This window comes from Dyella sp. NPDC103356 (assembly GCF_055584465.1).
The window spans coordinates 482,750-499,911 of record NZ_JBVJLZ010000002.1 but is presented as its reverse complement, the minus strand read 5'-3'; the positions used below and the strand labels follow the sequence as shown (position 1 = coordinate 499,911).

The 17,162-nt window shown below is 62.5% G+C and carries 15 protein-coding genes and 4 tRNA genes; 10 read left to right on the top strand and 9 right to left on the bottom strand.

What is annotated here, in order from left to right:
• The first annotated feature begins 10 nt into the window (after positions 1 to 10).
• Positions 11 to 901: a carbon-nitrogen hydrolase gene (locus ACZ6WW_RS05695; protein WP_465273318.1), complete on the top strand. Its 891-nt coding sequence runs from the start codon at positions 11 to 13 to the stop codon at positions 899 to 901.
• A 79-nt stretch (positions 902 to 980) separates the two neighbouring features.
• A complete protein-coding gene (locus tag ACZ6WW_RS05690) occupies positions 981 to 2,213 on the top strand; it encodes a TraB/GumN family protein (protein ID WP_465273317.1) in 1,233 nt (410 codons plus the stop codon).
• Between the two features lie 66 nt (positions 2,214 to 2,279).
• Here ACZ6WW_RS05690 and ACZ6WW_RS05685 read toward each other — a convergent pair whose 3' ends face one another.
• Positions 2,280 to 3,368 carry a glycoside hydrolase family 18 protein gene (locus ACZ6WW_RS05685; protein ID WP_465273565.1) on the bottom strand — a complete coding sequence of 363 codons (1,089 nt, stop codon included), beginning with the start codon at positions 3,366 to 3,368 and terminating at the stop codon, positions 2,280 to 2,282.
• A 148-nt stretch (positions 3,369 to 3,516) separates the two neighbouring features.
• Between ACZ6WW_RS05685 and ACZ6WW_RS05680 the strand changes: the two genes are divergently transcribed.
• From ACZ6WW_RS05680 to ACZ6WW_RS05670, 3 genes are all read left to right on the top strand, one after another.
• Positions 3,517 to 3,840 carry a c-type cytochrome gene (locus tag ACZ6WW_RS05680; RefSeq protein WP_281848468.1) on the top strand — a complete coding sequence of 108 codons (324 nt, stop codon included), beginning with the start codon at positions 3,517 to 3,519 and terminating at the stop codon, positions 3,838 to 3,840.
• A gap of 21 nt (positions 3,841 to 3,861) precedes the next feature.
• Positions 3,862 to 4,218 (top strand): c-type cytochrome, encoded by a 357-nt coding sequence (locus ACZ6WW_RS05675; RefSeq protein WP_281848467.1) that lies wholly within the window; start codon positions 3,862 to 3,864, stop codon positions 4,216 to 4,218.
• Between the two features lie 120 nt (positions 4,219 to 4,338).
• The gene (locus tag ACZ6WW_RS05670; RefSeq protein ID WP_281848466.1) at positions 4,339 to 4,500 is read left to right on the top strand and encodes a hypothetical protein; all 162 of its coding nucleotides are present in this window, start codon (positions 4,339 to 4,341) and stop codon (positions 4,498 to 4,500) included.
• Between the two features lie 9 nt (positions 4,501 to 4,509).
• Here ACZ6WW_RS05670 and ACZ6WW_RS05665 read toward each other — a convergent pair whose 3' ends face one another.
• The gene (locus ACZ6WW_RS05665; RefSeq protein ID WP_465273316.1) at positions 4,510 to 5,118 is read right to left on the bottom strand and encodes an NfuA family Fe-S biogenesis protein; all 609 of its coding nucleotides are present in this window, start codon (positions 5,116 to 5,118) and stop codon (positions 4,510 to 4,512) included.
• 156 nt (positions 5,119 to 5,274) lie between these two features.
• On the opposite strand from ACZ6WW_RS05665, the gene ACZ6WW_RS05660 reads away from it, so the two are divergent.
• Positions 5,275 to 5,610, top strand: a complete 336-nt coding sequence (locus tag ACZ6WW_RS05660; RefSeq protein WP_281848464.1) for a 4a-hydroxytetrahydrobiopterin dehydratase — start codon at positions 5,275 to 5,277, stop codon at positions 5,608 to 5,610.
• Positions 5,607 to 7,118: a CPBP family intramembrane glutamic endopeptidase gene (locus ACZ6WW_RS05655; protein ID WP_465273315.1), complete on the top strand. Its 1,512-nt coding sequence runs from the start codon at positions 5,607 to 5,609 to the stop codon at positions 7,116 to 7,118. The genes ACZ6WW_RS05660 and ACZ6WW_RS05655 overlap by 4 nt, the downstream gene beginning before the upstream one ends.
• Before the next feature lie 242 nt (positions 7,119 to 7,360).
• Here ACZ6WW_RS05655 and ACZ6WW_RS05650 read toward each other — a convergent pair whose 3' ends face one another.
• Positions 7,361 to 8,341, bottom strand: coding sequence for an RluA family pseudouridine synthase (locus ACZ6WW_RS05650; RefSeq protein ID WP_465273314.1), 981 nt, complete (start codon positions 8,339 to 8,341; stop codon positions 7,361 to 7,363).
• A gap of 337 nt (positions 8,342 to 8,678) precedes the next feature.
• On the opposite strand from ACZ6WW_RS05650, the gene ACZ6WW_RS05645 reads away from it, so the two are divergent.
• Positions 8,679 to 11,885 (top strand): Rne/Rng family ribonuclease, encoded by a 3,207-nt coding sequence (locus tag ACZ6WW_RS05645; protein ID WP_465273313.1) that lies wholly within the window; start codon positions 8,679 to 8,681, stop codon positions 11,883 to 11,885.
• Positions 11,886 to 11,957: 72 nt separating this feature from the next.
• Here the strand turns inward: ACZ6WW_RS05645 and ACZ6WW_RS05640 are convergent, their stop codons facing one another.
• Positions 11,958 to 12,611, bottom strand: a complete 654-nt coding sequence (locus ACZ6WW_RS05640) for a response regulator (RefSeq protein ID WP_281848460.1) — start codon at positions 12,609 to 12,611, stop codon at positions 11,958 to 11,960.
• Between the two features lie 221 nt (positions 12,612 to 12,832).
• Between ACZ6WW_RS05640 and ACZ6WW_RS05635 the strand changes: the two genes are divergently transcribed.
• Both ACZ6WW_RS05635 and ACZ6WW_RS05630 read left to right on the top strand, forming a co-directional pair.
• Positions 12,833 to 12,919, top strand: a tRNA-Leu gene (locus tag ACZ6WW_RS05635).
• 330 nt (positions 12,920 to 13,249) lie between these two features.
• Positions 13,250 to 14,089, top strand: a complete 840-nt coding sequence (locus tag ACZ6WW_RS05630) for an isocitrate lyase/PEP mutase family protein (RefSeq protein WP_465273312.1) — start codon at positions 13,250 to 13,252, stop codon at positions 14,087 to 14,089.
• A 56-nt stretch (positions 14,090 to 14,145) separates the two neighbouring features.
• Here the strand turns inward: ACZ6WW_RS05630 and ACZ6WW_RS05625 are convergent.
• From ACZ6WW_RS05625 to uvrC, 5 genes are all read right to left on the bottom strand, one after another.
• A tRNA-Cys gene (locus ACZ6WW_RS05625) sits at positions 14,146 to 14,219 on the bottom strand.
• Positions 14,220 to 14,298: 79 nt separating this feature from the next.
• Positions 14,299 to 14,374 (bottom strand) — tRNA-Gly (locus ACZ6WW_RS05620).
• A 143-nt stretch (positions 14,375 to 14,517) separates the two neighbouring features.
• Positions 14,518 to 14,593 (bottom strand) — tRNA-Gly (locus ACZ6WW_RS05615).
• Between the two features lie 60 nt (positions 14,594 to 14,653).
• The gene (pgsA, locus tag ACZ6WW_RS05610; protein WP_465273311.1) at positions 14,654 to 15,256 is read right to left on the bottom strand and encodes a CDP-diacylglycerol--glycerol-3-phosphate 3-phosphatidyltransferase; all 603 of its coding nucleotides are present in this window, start codon (positions 15,254 to 15,256) and stop codon (positions 14,654 to 14,656) included.
• Positions 15,257 to 15,326: 70 nt separating this feature from the next.
• Complete coding sequence (uvrC, locus tag ACZ6WW_RS05605; protein ID WP_281848456.1) at positions 15,327 to 17,153, bottom strand: excinuclease ABC subunit UvrC; 1,827 nt, start codon at positions 17,151 to 17,153, stop codon at positions 15,327 to 15,329.
• Between the last annotated feature and the right edge of the window lie 9 nt (positions 17,154 to 17,162).

Below are 17,162 nucleotides of genomic sequence, written 5' to 3'. Positions count from 1 at the left end.
TCGACCGACCATGACCCGCAAGACCCTCAAAGTAGCGCTGCTGCAGGAAACCGATCACGGCACGCGTGACGCCAATCTCGATGCGATCGAAGCAGGCCTGCGCGAAGCGGCCGCTGCCGGCGTGGAGCTGGTGCTGCTGCAGGAACTGCACAACGGCCCGTACTTTTGCCAGCACGAGTCGGTCGAGGAATTCGATCGCGCCGAACGCATTCCCGGCCCGAGCACCGAGCGTCTGGGCAAACTGGCGGCCGAGCTCAAGCTGGTGGTGGTCGCGTCGCTGTTCGAGAAGCGCGCTGCGGGGCTTTATCACAACACCGCCGTGGTGTTCGATCGCTCTGCGGAAATCGCCGGCAAGTATCGCAAGATGCACATTCCGGACGATCCGGCGTTCTACGAGAAGTTCTATTTCACCCCGGGCGACCTCGGTTTCGAACCGATCGATACCTCGGTCGGCCGTCTCGGCTTGCTGGTGTGCTGGGATCAGTGGTACCCGGAAGCCGCGCGCCTGATGGCGCTGGCCGGTGCCGAACTGTTGCTCTATCCGACTGCCATCGGCTGGGATCCGAACGACGAGCAGGCCGAGAAGGATCGCCAGCGCGATGCATGGGTTACCGTGCAACGCGGCCACGCGGTCGCCAACGGCCTGCCCCTGCTCTCGTGCAATCGCACCGGCTATGAAGCGGATGTCGCGGGCGTCGGTGCAGGCATTCAGTTCTGGGGCACCAGTTTTGTCGCCGGACCGCAGGGCGAGTTCCTGGCCCAGGCGGGCACCGACAAGCGCGAATTGTTGATCGCGGAGATCGATATGGCGCGCAGCGAGAACGTGCGGCGCATCTGGCCGTTCCTGCGCGATCGCCGTATCGACGCTTATCAGGACCTGCTGAAGCGTTTCCGCGACTGAACGCCGTGCCAGGGGCCTGCCTTGTGCGGTCCGTGACATGTCCCCATGGATGAGAACTGACAACGGCAAGAATGAGCGCATGAGCCTGACCGAAACCACTACCGAACTGCCGTCCGCCCTTGAGGGCCAACCGCTCGAACGGATCGAACGCGATGGCGTGGAATACGTGGTGCTGGGCACGGCGCATGTGTCGCTGACCAGTGTCGAGGCGGTCAAGGCTCTGCTGGCGCAGGAACAGTTCGACGCTGTCGCGATCGAGCTGTGCGACAGCCGCGCACAGGGTATGCGCGATCCCGAAGCATTCAAGCAGATGGATTTGTTGCAGGTGATTCGCCAGGGCAAGGTCGGCATGGTGGCCGCCAGCCTGGTGCTGTCGACGTTCCAGAAGCGCCTCGCCGATCAGCATGGCATCGAGCCCGGTGCGGAAATGAAAGCGGCGATGGATGGCGCCGCCGCGCAAGGTGTTCCGCTGTGGCTGATCGACCGCGAAGTGGGCACCACGCTACGCCGCGCCTGGCATAGCGTCGGCTTCTGGCAGCGCTTTGGCCTGATGGGCGGTCTGCTCGCCAGCGTGTTCGAGCGCGAAGCCATCGACGAAAAGGAAATCGAGAAACTCAAGGAAGGCGATATGCTGGAAAGCGCCTTCAGCGAGTTCGCCACCGAATCGGCACCGCTTTATCGCAGCCTGATCGCCGAACGCGACACCTACATGGCGGCACGCCTGCGCGAACAAGCCGAACGTGGGCATTTCGGCGCGGGCAAGAAGGTGTTGGTGGTCATCGGCGCCGGCCATCTCAAAGGCATGGGCGAGCAACTGCGCGTACAACAGGAAGACCCGATCCTCACCGCCGCCGAACTGGCCAAGGCACCACCCAAGTCACGCTGGCCCAAGTGGATTGCACTGGCCCTGGTGATTGCCGTATTCGCCGCGATCGCCTTTGCGTTCCATCGCAACACTGCGCTGGGTGCGCAGGCCTTGCGCGACTGGGTGCTGTTGACCGGCGGCTTTGCCGCCGTCGGCGCGATCATCGCCGGTGGCCATCCGCTCAGTGTGGTGGCTGCGTTTATTGCCGCGCCGATCAAACCGTTTCGCCCGGGCATTCCCTCCGGCGGTATCAGCGCGATGGTCGAGGCATGGATTCGCAAGCCGCGTGTCGCGGACTTCGAAGCCCTCCGCGACGACATCACGCATTGGAGCGGCTGGTGGAAGAATCGCGTGGCACGCACGCTGCTCAACTTCTTCCTGGTGTGCCTGGGCACGATCGTCGGCGAGTACAGCGCCGGGATTCATATCTTCAAGAGCTTGTTTTGAGGGTATGCACGAGACGGTCGCGACTTTAGCCGTGATCGTCCCGTAGCAATATCACCATGCGCGCGGTTATTGCAGCCCCTTGACCAGCACGTCAAGCAACTGCTCGTTCTGATCCAGGGCGTGCTCCCAGTACATCATTCCGCCCAGCCCGTGCGCCTTGACGTACGCGGCCTTCAATGCCAGCGACTGCGGATCCTCATAGCTGATAAAGGTCTGCGTCTTCGCATTCCACAGATATGGCGCCTGCGCCTGCGCATCCCAGTAGCGCACGAAACCCTGCTTGCCAATGTCGTTGGTCACCAGCTCCTGCCATGACGGCGCGCCGATGAACTTCGTGTACTTCTGCTGCACACCCTGGTGCTCCGGATTCACGCCGCCGAACTCGCGGCCGTAGAACGCGACACCCAGATTGAGCTTCTTCGGCGGCACGCCGGCCGCAAGGAACTGCTTGACGGCCTTGTCGCCCGAACGGTCTTCGGCCGGTGCCCACTTCGACAGATAAAGCCCCGCATGGTGGCCGGTGGTCGGCGTCAGGCTGGTATGGAAGTCGTAGGTCATCAGGTTGAACCAGTCCAGCGAACGTGCGGCCCGGTTCAATTCGATGCCAGCGACGAACTCGCCATCGGCCGCTGCGATAGTCAACAGATAGTGCTTGCCGCCATGGGCGGCGCCGAGTTGGTCGAGCCCCTTGCGCAGGCTCTCCAGTAACAGGCTGAAATTGCGCCGGTCCTCGGGGCGATGGCTGATGCCCGGCCCCGCCAGGGTCGGATATTCCCAATCGAGGTCGACACCATCGAGGTCGTACTGCTCGATCATATGGACGGCGCTGGCGGTAAAACGCTGGCGCGAGGCGTCGTCGAGCGCGGCTTCGGAGAAATGATCCGCGCCCCAGCCACCGACCGACAACACGATCTGCAACTGTGCATGGCGCTTGCGCAAGGCCACCAGGTCCGCCAGCGACGCCGGCGCGGTGGGGCTTTCAAGCACAGCCTCGCCCTGCGGGCTGACCTTGGCGAACGCGAAGTTGATCACGTCCAGTTTGTCCGGGCTGATCGCCGGCAACGGCCGGGCATCGGACACATAGCCGACGATGCGGTAGGCGCGAGCGCCCAGCGCGGCCGGTGCGAGCAGCACCAGCACCAACAGCAAGACCATACGATTCAACAGACTGCCTCCCATTGCCACTCCCCTCGACGGCGACATCGCGGACAGCACGACGCCGATATTGTTCCGATTGGAAAGCAACCACTATACTTCCGAGACTAATCTCCATGTACCAGCCGGAATCGTGGGAATGATCTTGATGACTCGACTGCAATTGCTTGGCCTGACCATGGCCGCTGCCTTCCTTGCCACCGCGAGTGTGCATGCCGAAGGCGACAAGGCCACGGGACGTAAGCTCGTCTATACCTGCAACGGCTGTCATGGCGTGGTGGGATATGAAAACGCCTATCCGCAGTACCCGGTACCGAAGATTGCCGGCCAGAATCAGCAGTTCATCGTCAATGCGCTGCACGAGTACAAATCGGGCGAGCGCAGCCACCCGACCATGACGGCCCAGGCGCAGAGTCTGTCCGATAAGGACATCGACGATATCGCCGCCTATCTTTCCAGCCTCGCCAAGTAAGCCGTCAAGGACCCATTCCGCATGAAACGTACGCTTACCCTGCTTTCATTCGGCGCCGTCCTGGCGTTCGCATCCACTCAGCTGCTGGCTTCGGGCAATGTCGACGCCGGCAAGCAGAAGGCTGCCGCCTGCTTCGCGTGCCACGGCACCGACGGTAATGCCGTCGATCCGCAGTACCCCCGCCTTGCCGGCCAGTACAACATGTACCTGCAGCAGGCGCTGCACGAGTACAAGACCGGCCAGCGCAGCAACGCCATCATGAAGGGCTTCGTCGCCACGCTGTCCGACCAGGATATCGAAGACGTCGCCGCGTATTTCTCCAGCTTGCCGACCAAGCTCGATACGCTCGAAGGCCATATCCAGGGCGACAAGAACTAACGTCGCGACGCCCTGCAAACAAAAAGCCCGCCATCTTTCGGCGGGCTTTTTGTTTTGCACGTGACAACGCGTGGACTTTCACTGCGATAACGTAGCTGGCCGGACATACAAGGAAACCCCATGGGCTGCCTTCCGCTACCCGTTCTTTTCTTGCTGGGTGTCATCATCGGCAATGCGTTCTGGGGCAATACCGGCGCACTGTGGGGCGCCGGCATCGGCCTCGCTCTTGGACTCGTTCTTACCGGCTGGTTTGTCGCCCTGTTGCGCGGAAAAAAGAAATAACCCGTGCGCTCAACCAAGCGCCGAACGGCCTTCGGGTTTGCTGTAGTAGGGGTTGCTGCCACCGGCATGATCGGTGGCATCGCGCACCTCGGTGATCTCGGGCACGCGCTCGCGCAAGGTCTTTTCGACGCCGTGCTTGAGCGTGACGTCGACCATGCCGCAACCATGGCAACCGCCGCCGAACTGCAGCACCACCACGCCGTTGGCATCGATTTCGAGCAGGCTGACGCGGCCGCCGTGCGCGGCGATCTTCGGATTCACTTCGGCTTCGAGCACATACTGCACGCGCTCGACCAGACCCGCTTCCAGGCCGGGCAGCTCACCCTTGATACGCGGTGCGCGGATATTGAGCTGACCGCCGGTGGTGTTGGGTTCGTAGTCGATGGTAGCGCCATCGAGCCACGGCGCGCTGGCACCGTCGATATGGAAGTCGAAACCCGTGCACTCGACCGTCCATTCATTGCCCGAGAGCTCATTGCGCTCGCAGAACTCCAGCTCGCAATTGGCCGCCGGCGTGCCGGGCTGGGTCACGCTCAGGCGAATCCCCAGGCCTTCAATACCTTGATTGGAAAGCAGACGCAGAAAGTGCTGCTGCGCGCGCTCGGAAATGTCGATCATGTCTACTCCGGATAACTTCGCCCGGCAGCCGAAAAGGCGCCAGCGGAAACAGCACCATTTTAGTACTGTTTTGCCTTCCGTGCGCGTCTTTACTTTTGTGCAGGCAACTTCGACGCTTGCTTCTTTACACTTGCCGTCTCGCCTTGGAGTTACCGCATGACCGATCTCGCCAGCCAGCACTGCCAGCCGCGCAAAGGTGCCGAAAATGCACTCGATACCGCCCAGATCGGCGAACTTCTGCAGCAGCTACCCGGCTGGAGCGTCACGGCGGATGGCAAGGCCATCGTCAAGGATTTCAAGTTCGCCGATTTCCATCGCACCCTAGGCTTCATTAACGCGGTTGGTTTCATGGCCAACCATGAGGACCATCACCCGGATATCGAAGCGGGCTATGGCCATTGCCACCTGCTGTGGTCCACCCACGATGTGGGCGGACTGTCCCTGAACGACTTTATCTGTGCAGCACGCGTCGAGGCCCTGCTCGCCCATTGAAAGCGACCCAGCTCCTGCGACGGATCGCCTGGACCGCCAGTTTCGTACTGGCGGTAGCTGTTGTGCTGTGGTCGATGGCCGCGCTTTCGAGCTGGATCACCCGCAGTGAACTCGCGCGCGATGCACAACAACGTCTGCACTCGCTGCAAACGGACGCTCCGCTGTGGCGATGGTCGCCGCGCACACGGGATGACCTGGTCGCCGGCCGTGCCTTCGGCAATGCGGACCTGCTGACCGGCGTCGATGGCGTCGACAGTGTCAGCAGCAGTGGCACACCGTTCGACCTGGGGCTGCCGCTCGCCCAGCCCGTCGATCTGCTGCACTGGCCGATGTTGCGCATCCTGGCCAAGAGCAGTTCGCCGGGGCGGCTAGGCATCATCTGGGAATCGCCCGGTCATGCTGGCTGCCTGGTGACGGACGCAGCGGAGCTTTCCAATACGTCCAACGACATCCTGATCGACCTGCGCCAGTTGCATGCGCAGTCCACCGACCCTACTCGCCCCGACTGTCCGCTGCCGCAGGCAGCAACCACCCTGCGCCTGCGACCGATCATTCCGGCCGGGGCGTCGTGGTTGCTCAAAGACGTGCAGCTCGGCGCGGGGGCGCGCATCGCCGCACCGCGCGGGGCCAGTCTTGCATTGAGTGGTGATGCGACGCGCGCCGGCGCTCAATGGGATGCCTGGGACTCGATCGGTCCCGCACCCATGATTCGCCTTCCATCGAATGCGAGCGCGGAAACCCTGCTCCAACTGCGCGACCATATCCTGAGCCGGCAACCCGGCGCCGTCGTCGTTCCCCATCGCGGTCTTCTGGTTGCCAAGGCGAAGATGGATCTGCCGCCATGGCTCGGCTGGGCGGTTTGCGCGCTTTACTTGGCCCTGCTGTTGGTAGCCGCGCAGTACCGCGCCCCGGAATGGGCCGCCCTGGTGCTGATTCTGCTGGGGCCGCTTTGGCTGATCATCGGCCTGCAATGGCAATTGCACCCCTCGGTTCCGGCCATCGTCGGTTTTCTTGGCGCCATCGGATTCGCCGCGTGGCGAGAATGGCGCCACCTCGGCACCGCGCAGTGGCGCTGGTTCGGCCAGGGAACCCAGCCCTGGTTGTGGCCACTGGTCCTGGTCGTTGTCGCCTATGCACTGGTGGTGGCCTTCGGCGATCGCCACCTGCATCCGCTGCCGTGGCGCCATGTGCTTCTCTATCTTGCCTGGGCCAGCCTGCAGCAGTGGCTGATCCTGGTGGTGGTCATGCGTCGCTGGGAAACCTGGGGCTGGCCGGCCGCGTTCTGCGTACTGGTCACCGCAGCGACATTCGGCCTGCTGCATACGCCCAATGGGCTGCTGATGCAGTTCTGTTTCCTGGCCGAGCTGTATTGGGCCTGGTGCTTCATGCGTACGCGCAGCCTTGCTCCGATTGCGCTGGCCCACGCAGCCTGTGCCCTGATCGTCGAGGCCGGGCTGGCCGGGCCTTTGTTGCGGTCGCTGGAGATCAGCGGACGATTCTTTCTTTAAGGCGCAGGCGTTCTCGAATAACTTCAGTTTTCATCGTCGCCCCAGCGAACGCCGGGGCCAGAAAAGCTTCAGTTTCAATGATCGTCATCCCGGCGCAGGCCGGGACCCAGTAGCATCGCCTTTCAGTTTTCGCGATAGAGCTGGCGGCTTTTGCGGGTTCTGGCGACAAGCGATCACAAGGCCACTGGGTTCCGGCCTTCGCCGGAATGACGAATTGGGAAGGTTTTTTTTTACAGGCCCCTTCAGTCGCCCCGCTTCCTGCCCACAGCCCCTTTAGTAGCAAGGACATCCAGAAACTTCTTCAAGTCATCTGGCAGCGGCGCCGAGAACGAATACGAACGTCCGTCCACCTCAAAACTCATGTGTGCGGCATGCAGGAACAGCCGGTTCAACCCCCACTCCTTGAAGCGCTTGTTTGCGTCGCGGTCGCCATATTTGGGGTCGCCGGCCAGTGGATGGCCGACGTGCTGGGCATGCACGCGGATCTGGTGCGTGCGCCCGCTGCCCAACGTCGCCTGCATCAGGCGAGCGCCTGGGTACTGCTCCATCTCACGGAAAAAAGTGAGCGATGGCTTGCCGTTATCGGCAACTCTTACCATCCGTTCTCCGCCCTGCAGCACCGATTTCAACAGCGGCGCATTGACGTCGAACTTGGCTTTTTGCGGATGCCCGGTCATCAGGCACAGGTACTGCTTGGTCACGGTGTTGGCGCGGATCTCCGCCTGCAGCCCGACTAGGCCGGCCCGGGTCTTGGCAAAAACCAGCACGCCGCTGGTGTCGCGGTCCAGGCGATGGACCAGCTCCAGATGCTCGGTCGGGCGGGCCGCGCGCAAGAGTTCGATCGCGCCATGACTCACGCCGCTGCCGCCATGGCTGGCGATCCCGGCCGGTTTGTCGATGGCCAGGAAGTGCTTGTCCTCGAAGATCACCGCCTCGGCAACCTCGGCCACCATGCTCTCGGACGGGCCCTGCTCTACCGGTCGCTCTGCCACCCGCACCGGCGGAATACGCAACATATCACCGGCCACGAGACGCGTATCGGGCTTGGCGCGCTTGCCGTTCACACGCACCTGCCCGGTGCGCAGGAGGCGGTAAATCATGCTCTTGGGCACGCCCTTGAGCAGGGTCATCAGCGCATTGTCGATACGCTGGCCGTCCCGCTCGGGGCCGACCTGGACTTGACGCACACCTTGAGGTGCGTCATGGGAAGTTACCGTCTGCATTGAAAAAAACCTGACGAGATAGGATACTCGGCCAGCGCTGCGCCCTGTCCGACGAGAAGTATGGATGGGGCGGTTAGCCCGCCCGTAACGCCGGCGAGGATAGCGCTGGTCGCCTACCCGGCAGCCGGTCGCTGCTCCCTTTCATCGTAACGGTTCGGGCTGTCGTTTGTCCGGTATCAAGGGGTACTGGGACTTCCGAGCGTTGCCAAAGAATCACCCCCGGAACCAGAAAGGGTTCCGTCACAAGCCGCTTAACCGCAGCGGCGCGATCCCCGGCAGGCCGCCACCATGGCGCCACCGCGGCACGCGACGCGCGGCAAGCCGAGGAAAAATTACAATGAAGCGTATGTTGATCAACGCAACTCAGCGTGAGGAGTTGCGTGTGGCCATCGTCGATGGCCAAACCCTTTACGATCTCGATATTGAAATCCCGTCCCGCGAGCAGAAAAAAGCCAATATTTACAAAGGCCGCATCACTCGCGTCGAAGCCTCCCTCGAAGCCTGCTTTGTCGATTACGGCGCCGAGCGCCATGGTTTCCTGCCGCTGAAAGAAGTCTCCCGCGAGTACTTCACCGCCGGTCTGGACCCCAACAAGGCCAATATCCGCGACCTCATCCGTGAAGGTCAGGAGATCGTTGTTCAGGTCGAAAAGGAAGAACGCGGCAACAAGGGCGCCGCGCTGACCACCTTTATCAGCCTGGCCGGCCGGTACATGGTGCTGATGCCGAACAACCCGAAGGCCGGCGGCGTCTCGCGCCGGATCGAAGGTGAAGACCGCCAGGCCTTGAAGGAAGCGCTCGACCACCTCACCGTGCCGGACGACGTCGGCCTGATCGTACGTACCGCCGGCATGGGCCGCGACGCCGAAGAGCTGCAGTGGGATCTGGACTACCTGCTCCAGCTGTGGAAGGCGATTTCCAACGCCGCCAGCGCGCAGAAGGGCCCGTTCCTGATCTATCAGGAATCGAAGCTGTTCATCCGCGCCCTGCGCGACTACCTGCGCAACGATATCGGCGAGATCCTGATCGACGAGGAGTCGCTCTATAACGACGCCCGCGAGTTCGTGCAGCAGGTCATGCCCAATGCCATGCGCAAGCTCAAGCTGTACAAGGACGACACGCCGCTGTTCTCGCGCTACCAGATCGAGACGCAGATCGAGAGCGCGTTCGAACGCCAGGTGCGCCTGCCGTCGGGCGGCTCGATCGTCATCGACCAGACTGAAGCGCTGACCGCCATCGACATCAACTCGTCGAAGGCGACCAAGGGCAGCGACATCGAAGAAACCGCCTTCAACACCAATTGCGAAGCGGCGGTGGAAATCGCCCGCCAGCTACGCATCCGCGACGCCGGCGGCCTGATCGTGATCGATTTCATCGACATGGACAGCCCCAAGCACCAGCGTGAAGTCGAAGAACGCCTGAAGGACGCCCTCAAGCTGGACCGCGCCCGTGTGCAGATCGGCCGCATCTCGCGTTTCGGCCTGCTGGAGATGTCCCGCCAGCGCCTGCGCCCGTCCCTGGGCGAAGCCACCCAGATCGTCTGCCCGCGCTGCGAAGGCCACGGCCATATCCGCGGCGTGGAATCGCTGGCGCTGTCGACGCTGCGCCTGATCGAAGAGCACGCGATGAAGGACAACACCGGCCAGGTGCTGGTGCAGGCACCGCCCGCGGTCGCCAACTTCATGCTCAACGAGAAGCGCGCCAGCGTGGTCGAGATCGAGCTGCGCAACAAGGTGCACGTCGTCATCGTCGCCGACGACAAGCTCGAAACCCCGCATATCGAAATCCAGCGCATCCGCGAAGCGGACATGGGCGAGCACAGCAAGCCCAGCTACGAGCGCCTGACCGCCGTCGAAGAAACCGCCATTCCCAAGATGGGCCAGGCCCTGGGCAGCGGCGAACAGCCGGCTGTCAGCGGCATCGTGCCGGCATCGCCCGCGCCGTTGCGCGAAGAGGTCGCCTCCTCCCCGGTCGTCTCTGCACCCAAGGCCACGCCGGTTGCCGCACCCGCTCAGGGCGGCGGCTTGATGGGCTGGTTCCGCGGCCTGTTCAGCAGCCCGGCTCCCGCGCCAGCGCCTGCACCCACCCCCACCCCGCGCAGCGAGTCGCGCGCCAACGAATCGCGCGGCAATCGCCGTGACGAACGTGGCCGCTCCGCACAGGGCAGCACGGGTCGCCAGTCACAACAGCAGCGCCGCGAGCAGCAAGGCAAGGGTGCCGGCAAGGCACAGCAACCCAATCAGCCACGCCAGCCGCGCAACCCCGATGCCCAGGCGCCGCGTCAGCAGCAGCCAGGGAAGCCGCAGGACGGCACGCCGCGCCAGGAACGTCAGCCCAAGCCGACCCAGGACGCAGCCCAGCAGCCGCAGAACGAAGGGCGTAAGCAGCAAGGCCAGCAGCAGCCGAAGGGCGAGCGCCAGCCGCGTCCGCCGCAGTCGCCTGCGGGCGCCACGCCGGCAGCGCTGCAGGCAGCCCCCGCCGAGGCAGCCCCCGCCGAGGCAGCAAAAGAAGCTCAGCTGAGCACACCGGTCACCGAGACGCCCGCACCGGGCAGCAACGAGCCGGGCGCCGAAGGCGAAGTGTCGCCGTCGCGTCGTCGTCGCGGCCGTCGCGGTGGTCGTCGTCGCCGTCGTCATGAAGACGGCACGCAGGTGCAGGGTCAGACCAACGAGTCGGCAGTCGACGAGTCGGAGCTGGACGATGAAGATCGCAGCGAAGATACCGGCCTGGGCGAGAACCATGAGCCCAAGGCGGCTGCACCCAAACCCGCATCTGCCGCCGAGCCGGTGGCTGCGAAGACGATCGCTGCCACGACCGCTGCTTTCGCCGCTGCGTCCGTCATCGAAGCAGAAGTCACCACGATCCACGCTCGTGAGGCCGCGGCACCGGTAGAAAAAACCGAAGCTGCTGAACCAGCTGCCTCGCCGCATTGGGCGACACGCCCTGAAGTGAGCGTGTCGGCTCCAGCGGCAACGGCGTTCAATCTGCCGACGCTGCCGCCCATCCCGGAGGCGTCGTCGGAAGCAGAGCATACGCATACGGTAGAAACGCACGTCATCGCGGCGCCAGTCGCCGCTGTCTCGAACGTCGCCGAAGAACAGTCGGCACCGCGCGCATGGGCGGACGGCCATACTTCCGTAGCTGAAACGCCGACGACCGTTATCGAATCGACACCTGCCAGCGAAGAACCTGCCACGCCTGCTGCCAACGACAGCACGATCGATTTCCGTGCCCAGTCGTCGTTCGAACAACAGACGACCGCAGCACACATCGAGCCGGCACCGTTGCCGATCGCCGCAGCGCCGGCCGAAGTCACGGTCGAGGCCGTGCTTGAGCCGAAGCTGGAAGAGTCCGCGCCGAGTGAGCCGCAGCCGCAGGTGGAGGAACCGAAGGTATCGGCCGCCCCGCCCGCACAAGGCGATCTACTTGCAGGTGCGCCGCTTCATCCGGTGACCGAGCCCGTCCATCCGGAAAGCGTATCGCCTGACTCGACGGCGCAGGAAGACGAAAGCGCCAGCGACAAGAACGCTTCGCACGGTCAGTAATCGCCACCGACAGCACAAAAAAAGAGCCGGACTTACGTCCGGCTTTTTTTGTTTCGCTGCTGGAAAAACCGCTCAGCCGCCTACCTGATTGTTGTGCGTGTCGAGCAGACCATGCACCGTCATCAGATGCGCCAGACCGACCACATGATCGATCTGTAGCTTTTCCATCAGACGCTGTTTGTAGGTGGATACGGTTTTCGGACTGAGATTGAGTTGTTCGCCGATCGTCGTCAGCGGTTTGCCGCGTACCAGCATCATGGCAACCTCCAGCTCGCGGCTGGACAGGCTGTCGAACGGGGATCCTTCTCCGTCGAGCGTGGCCAACGCCAGTTGCTGCGCGACAGCCGGGGCGAGATAGCGACGCCCATAAGCCACATGCCGCACCGCACCCAGCAATTCTTCCGCACTGCAGCCTTTGGTCAGATAACCGAGCGCACCGGCATCGAGCAGGCGCTTGGGAAAACGCGCGTCGTCGACGACAGTCACCACGATGATGTTGGTAGCCAGTTTCGCGCGTGCAACACGCTCGGTCAGCTCAATGCCGCTCATGCCGGGCATGTGCACGTCGACCAAGGCAATGTCGGGCTCCAGCGAACGAATCAGGCGCAGCCCTTCCTCGGCCGTGCCCGCCTCGGCGACGACAGTGATGTCGTGCTCTTTGTCCAAGATCATCTTGAAACCGGTACGGACCAGTTCGTGATCGTCGATGATTATAGTTTTGATCACGTTTATTCCCTCCCTGGGTAGGAAGCCTGAACTTAGGATGCACGATAATTCATTGCAAGCGTCATCCGTAACAGGAAAGCGACGACAGCACTGAAAAGTGCAAATTCAGAAAAGCCTGACTGAAAAAATCTTTAACCCTCACAGTCATTGTAGATGACCCGCATGGATGAGCTTGCTGGGTACAGCATGTTACGATCTACAGCTGGCACAGCTCCATCGCTGCCCGGATGGCGAAATTGGTAGACGCAAGGGACTTAAAATCCCTCACCCTCGCGGGTATGCGGGTTCGATTCCCGCTCCGGGCACCAGACACTCGAAAGCCTCCTACGTCTCTGTAGAAACAACTTCAGAGAACCTCGAATAGCCTCAGTTTTCATCGTCGCCCCGGCGAAAGCCGGGGCCCAGTGTCTTTCGCACGTTGAAGCATAAGGCACTGGATCCCGGCTTTCGCCGGGACGACGGATAGGAAGGGTTTTTAGAAGACCCTTTCAGTCGCGACCGGCCGTGACGTAAGCGTGGGTCGCGACTGAAGTCGCACCTGCGAAGAATTTGGGCTTCCATCGCGACCCCTTGCGTGTTTCTCGTTCGCGCCGATGAGTGTAAGGTCCTTGCCTTCCTCATCGCCCCGAGATGTCGCCATGGCTACGCAACCCGAACTGTATGAGCTCTTTCGTGCCCTGCATCAGCAGGAGGGTGGCTTCGTCATGCCCAATCCATGGGACGGAACCTCGGCGCTCATCCTGAAGCAGGCGGGCTTCAAGGCCTTGGGAACGTCTTCGGCAGCCATCGCATCGGCGCTGGGGCGTCTCGATGGCAGGCATGCGGTAACGCTCGAGGAACACCTGGCGCATGCCAAGCTCCTTGGCGATCTCACCGACCTGCCGATCAATGGCGATTTTGAAGACGGCTACGGGGCGACGCCGAGCGATGTTGCGGCAACCGTCGAATCGGCGATCGCCTGGGGACTGGCCGGCATCGGTATCGAGGACACTTCAGGCGATCCGGCCCACCCCATCCGCGAGTTCGACGATGCGGTAGAACGCATGCGCCATGCCGCCAAGGCAGCCAAAGGGCGAATCCTTCTCACCGGACGCTGTGACAACTTCCTCCAGGGCCGGCCCGATCTGGACGACACCATCCGGCGCCTGGTTGCATTTGCCGACGTGGGTGCCGATGTTCTTTATGCGCCCTACCCGACCGACATGGATGCCGTAAGAGCCATCGTCAAAGCCGTGGCACCCAAGCCGGTGAACCTCGTCGTGGGCACGATGAGTGGAACGCTGCCTTTGGCCGAGTTGCAGAAGGCCGGGATCAAACGCGTAAGCATGGGCGTGGCGCTTTATTCGCGCGCCATGGGCGATCTGCGCAAGGCTGCCCAACAGTTGGCTGACGGCGACCTGGCTTCGGCATCCGAGGGCATGAGCTTCAAGGACATCAAGACGATGATCTCTGACGCGACTGCGCATAAGGCGTCGTGACGCAGACGGCAGGCAAAGAAAAAGCGCCACAAGGGCGCTTGGATACTTCTACGCAATGGAGGCCAGGGTCGGAATCGAACCGGCGTACACGGCTTTGCAGGCCGCTGCATGACCACTCTGCCACCTGGCCATTGCGCGAACCCCGGACTGAAACACCCGGGACTCACCGATAAAACAAAACCCCGGCGCAACCGAGGCTTTGCAAAAACTGGAGCGGGAAACGAGACTCGAACTCGCGACCCCGACCTTGGCAAGGTCGTGCTCTACCAACTGAGCTATTCCCGCATCGGAGTCAGAAATAATAACAGAACTGACGCCTTTGTGAAGACTTTACGTTTAACTTTTGTGCCAGAAACGGCCAACTTTCCCACCGATGCCGCCCCCCAGAAATGACGAAGCCCCGGGCTAAGCCGGGGCCTGTCTGAACCTGGAGCGGGAAACGAGACTCGAACTCGCGACCCCGACCTTGGCAAGGTCGTGCTCTACCAACTGAGCTATTCCCGCATCGGAGTCGCGCATTGTAATGGCTAAAAGCGCACCGTCAAGTCTCTGTCACAGAAAAATTCAGGCATCGCTTTTATTCGGCGCAAAAGGCCCTTTTTCGCCACGCAGCATCGGCCACGCCGCACGCAGATAGTGCAGACCCGACCAGATGGTGAGGATGCCGGCAATCACCAGCAACACTTCGCCCACGTGATAGAGGCGCAGCGTTTCCGCATCGTGCTGCACGATCAGCACGACCAGCGCGATCATCTGCATCACCGTCTTGAGCTTGCCGACAAAGGCCACTTTCACGGTGGCGCTCATACCGATTTCAGCCATCCATTCGCGCAGCGCCGAGATGCTGATTTCGCGACCGACGATAACGGCCGCCGTGACCGCCATCACAATGCCGGGCCAACCGCCACGATGCGACTCGACCAGCAGGAACAGCGTCACCGCCACCATCAGCTTGTCGGCGACCGGGTCCAGAAAAGCACCGAACGCCGAGGTCATGTTTAAACGACGCGCAAGGTAGCCATCGAACCAGTCGGTGATCGCCGCCAGTACGAAAACGATGGCTGCCGTGATGTTGTGACCGCGGAAGGGCCAATAGAACACCACCACCATGACCGGCAACAGAGCGATGCGAAACAGGGTCAGCCAGGTTGGCAAGTTGATACGCATCGATTCAATCCGCTTTTAAGCTAGTAGTGTCGCATGGATGGGAGTGCTCACTCCGTTATGTGGTTCAGATTCAGGCATGCAAGGTGGCGTAGATACGTTCGGCCAGGCCGCGATCGATACCCTTCACCTGCATCAGCTCCTCCACACCCGCAGCCTCGACGCCGGCCAGCCCACCAAAGGCCTTGAGCAAGGCCGAACGGCGGCGAGCGCCGATGCCCGGCACGTCCTCCAGCACGCTGCGTTCACGCGCCTTCTCGCGGCGCTTGCGATGGCCGCTGATCGCAAAACGATGCGCCTCGTCGCGCACCGCGGCAACCAGATGCAGTGCCGGCGATGCCGGGCCCGGATGCAGGTTGCGACCCGACTCGGCCAGTATCAGCGTCTCCTCACCTGCGCGTCGGCCCGGCCCCTTGGCCACGCCGACAATGCGGATGCCCTGCACGCCCAGTTCCTTCAACACATCGAGCGCCTGTGCCACCTGACCGCTGCCGCCGTCGATCAGCAGGATGTCAGGCCGCGCACCCTCGCCTTCGGCAACCTTGCGGAAACGCCGAGTCAAGGCCTGGTGCATGGCCGCGTAGTCGTCGCCGGGCGTGATGCCGGCGATATTGAAGCGGCGGTAGTGCGATTTCTCGGGGCCTTCCGGACCGAAGACCACGCAAGAAGCCACCGTGGCCTCGCCCATGGTGTGGCTGATGTCGAAGCACTCGATACGGCGAGGCGCTTCGTCGAGCTCCAGTAGGCGCTGCAGATCGTCGAAACGCGCGCCCAGGGTCTGGCGACTGGCAAGTCGCGCCGTCAACGAAGCCTGCGCATTGCGCTCGGCCATCTGCAGAAACCGCGCGCGTTCGCCACGCACGCTGGTCTTGATCTCGACGGCATGCCCGGATTGCTGGGTCAGCAGATCCGCGAGAATCTCGCAGTCGGCGGGGACATCGCCAAGTATCAGCTCGCGCGGCACCGGTCGGTCGAGGTAGTACTGCGCAAGAAACTGGCCCAACAGATCGCCCGGCTCGGCATCGAGCGGCAGGCGCGGATAGAAGTCGCGGGTGCCCAGGCTGACGCCATTGCGGAAGAACAACACGCTGACACAGGCCAGGCCCGATTCGATACGGCAGGCAATCACGTCCATGTCGGCGCTCGCGCCCTGCACATGGTGCTGTGCCTGCAGCTTGCGCAAGGCGGACACCTGGTCGCGCATCGACGCGGCGCGCTCGAATTCCAGCGATTTGCTGGCCTGCTCCATCCCGCTGGCCAGTTCGTCGATCACCGCGCTGCTGCGGCCTTCCAGAAACATCTCGGCGTGACGCACATCGCTGCGATAGTCGTCGACGGAAATCAGATTGACGCAGGGCGCACTGCAGCGGCCGATCTGATGCTGCAGACACGGGCGCGAACGATTGCGAAAATAACTGTCTTCGCACTGCCGCACCTTGAACAGCTTCTGCATCAGGTTGAGGCTTTCGCGCACAGCGAACGTGCTTGGATAGGGGCCGAAAAAGCGTCCCGGCAGATTGCGCGCACCGCGATGAAAAGCCAGCCGCGGGTAATCCTCGCCACCGGACAGATAGATGTACGGGTAGCTCTTGTCGTCGCGCAACATGATGTTGTAGCGCGGCTTGAGCGACTTGATCAGCTGCGATTCGAGCAGCAGCGCCTCGCCCTCTGTACGCGTGACGGTGATCTCGCAGCGTGCGATCTGTGAAATCATCGAGGCGATGCGCGGCTCCATCCTGGGTTTCAGGAAGTAACTGCCGACGCGCTTTTTCAGATTGCCGGCCTTGCCGACGTACAGCAGCTCGTCCGCGTCATCGAAATAACGATAGACGCCGGGGGAACTGGTCAGGGTTTTGACGAACGCCTTGCCGTCGAAGGTCGGCTGCGAAATGGGCTGCATCCCCGTATT

Excerpts from the sequence above, each read along its gene's own strand:
- ACZ6WW_RS05665 (WP_465273316.1), bottom strand. The coding sequence starts at position 5,118 with ATGATCGACATTTCCGAGCGCGCGCAGCAGCACTTTCTGCGTCTGCTT.
- ACZ6WW_RS05685 (WP_465273565.1), bottom strand. The coding sequence starts at position 3,368 with ATGGTCTTGCTGTTGGTGCTGGTGCTGCTCGCACCGGCCGCGCTGGGC.
- uvrC (WP_281848456.1), bottom strand. The coding sequence starts at position 17,153 with ATGCAGCCCATTTCGCAGCCGACCTTCGACGGCAAGGCGTTCGTCAAA.
- ACZ6WW_RS05650 (WP_465273314.1), bottom strand. The coding sequence starts at position 8,341 with ATGCAGACGGTAACTTCCCATGACGCACCTCAAGGTGTGCGTCAAGTC.
- ACZ6WW_RS05680 (WP_281848468.1), top strand. The coding sequence starts at position 3,517 with ATGACTCGACTGCAATTGCTTGGCCTGACCATGGCCGCTGCCTTCCTT.
- ACZ6WW_RS05675 (WP_281848467.1), top strand. The coding sequence starts at position 3,862 with ATGAAACGTACGCTTACCCTGCTTTCATTCGGCGCCGTCCTGGCGTTC.
- ACZ6WW_RS05670 (WP_281848466.1), top strand. The coding sequence starts at position 4,339 with ATGGGCTGCCTTCCGCTACCCGTTCTTTTCTTGCTGGGTGTCATCATC.
- ACZ6WW_RS05690 (WP_465273317.1), top strand. The coding sequence starts at position 981 with ATGAGCCTGACCGAAACCACTACCGAACTGCCGTCCGCCCTTGAGGGC.
- ACZ6WW_RS05695 (WP_465273318.1), top strand. The coding sequence starts at position 11 with ATGACCCGCAAGACCCTCAAAGTAGCGCTGCTGCAGGAAACCGATCAC.
- ACZ6WW_RS05645 (WP_465273313.1), top strand. The coding sequence starts at position 8,679 with ATGAAGCGTATGTTGATCAACGCAACTCAGCGTGAGGAGTTGCGTGTG.
- ACZ6WW_RS05630 (WP_465273312.1), top strand. The coding sequence starts at position 13,250 with ATGGCTACGCAACCCGAACTGTATGAGCTCTTTCGTGCCCTGCATCAG.
- pgsA (WP_465273311.1), bottom strand. The coding sequence starts at position 15,256 with ATGCGTATCAACTTGCCAACCTGGCTGACCCTGTTTCGCATCGCTCTG.
- ACZ6WW_RS05660 (WP_281848464.1), top strand. The coding sequence starts at position 5,275 with ATGACCGATCTCGCCAGCCAGCACTGCCAGCCGCGCAAAGGTGCCGAA.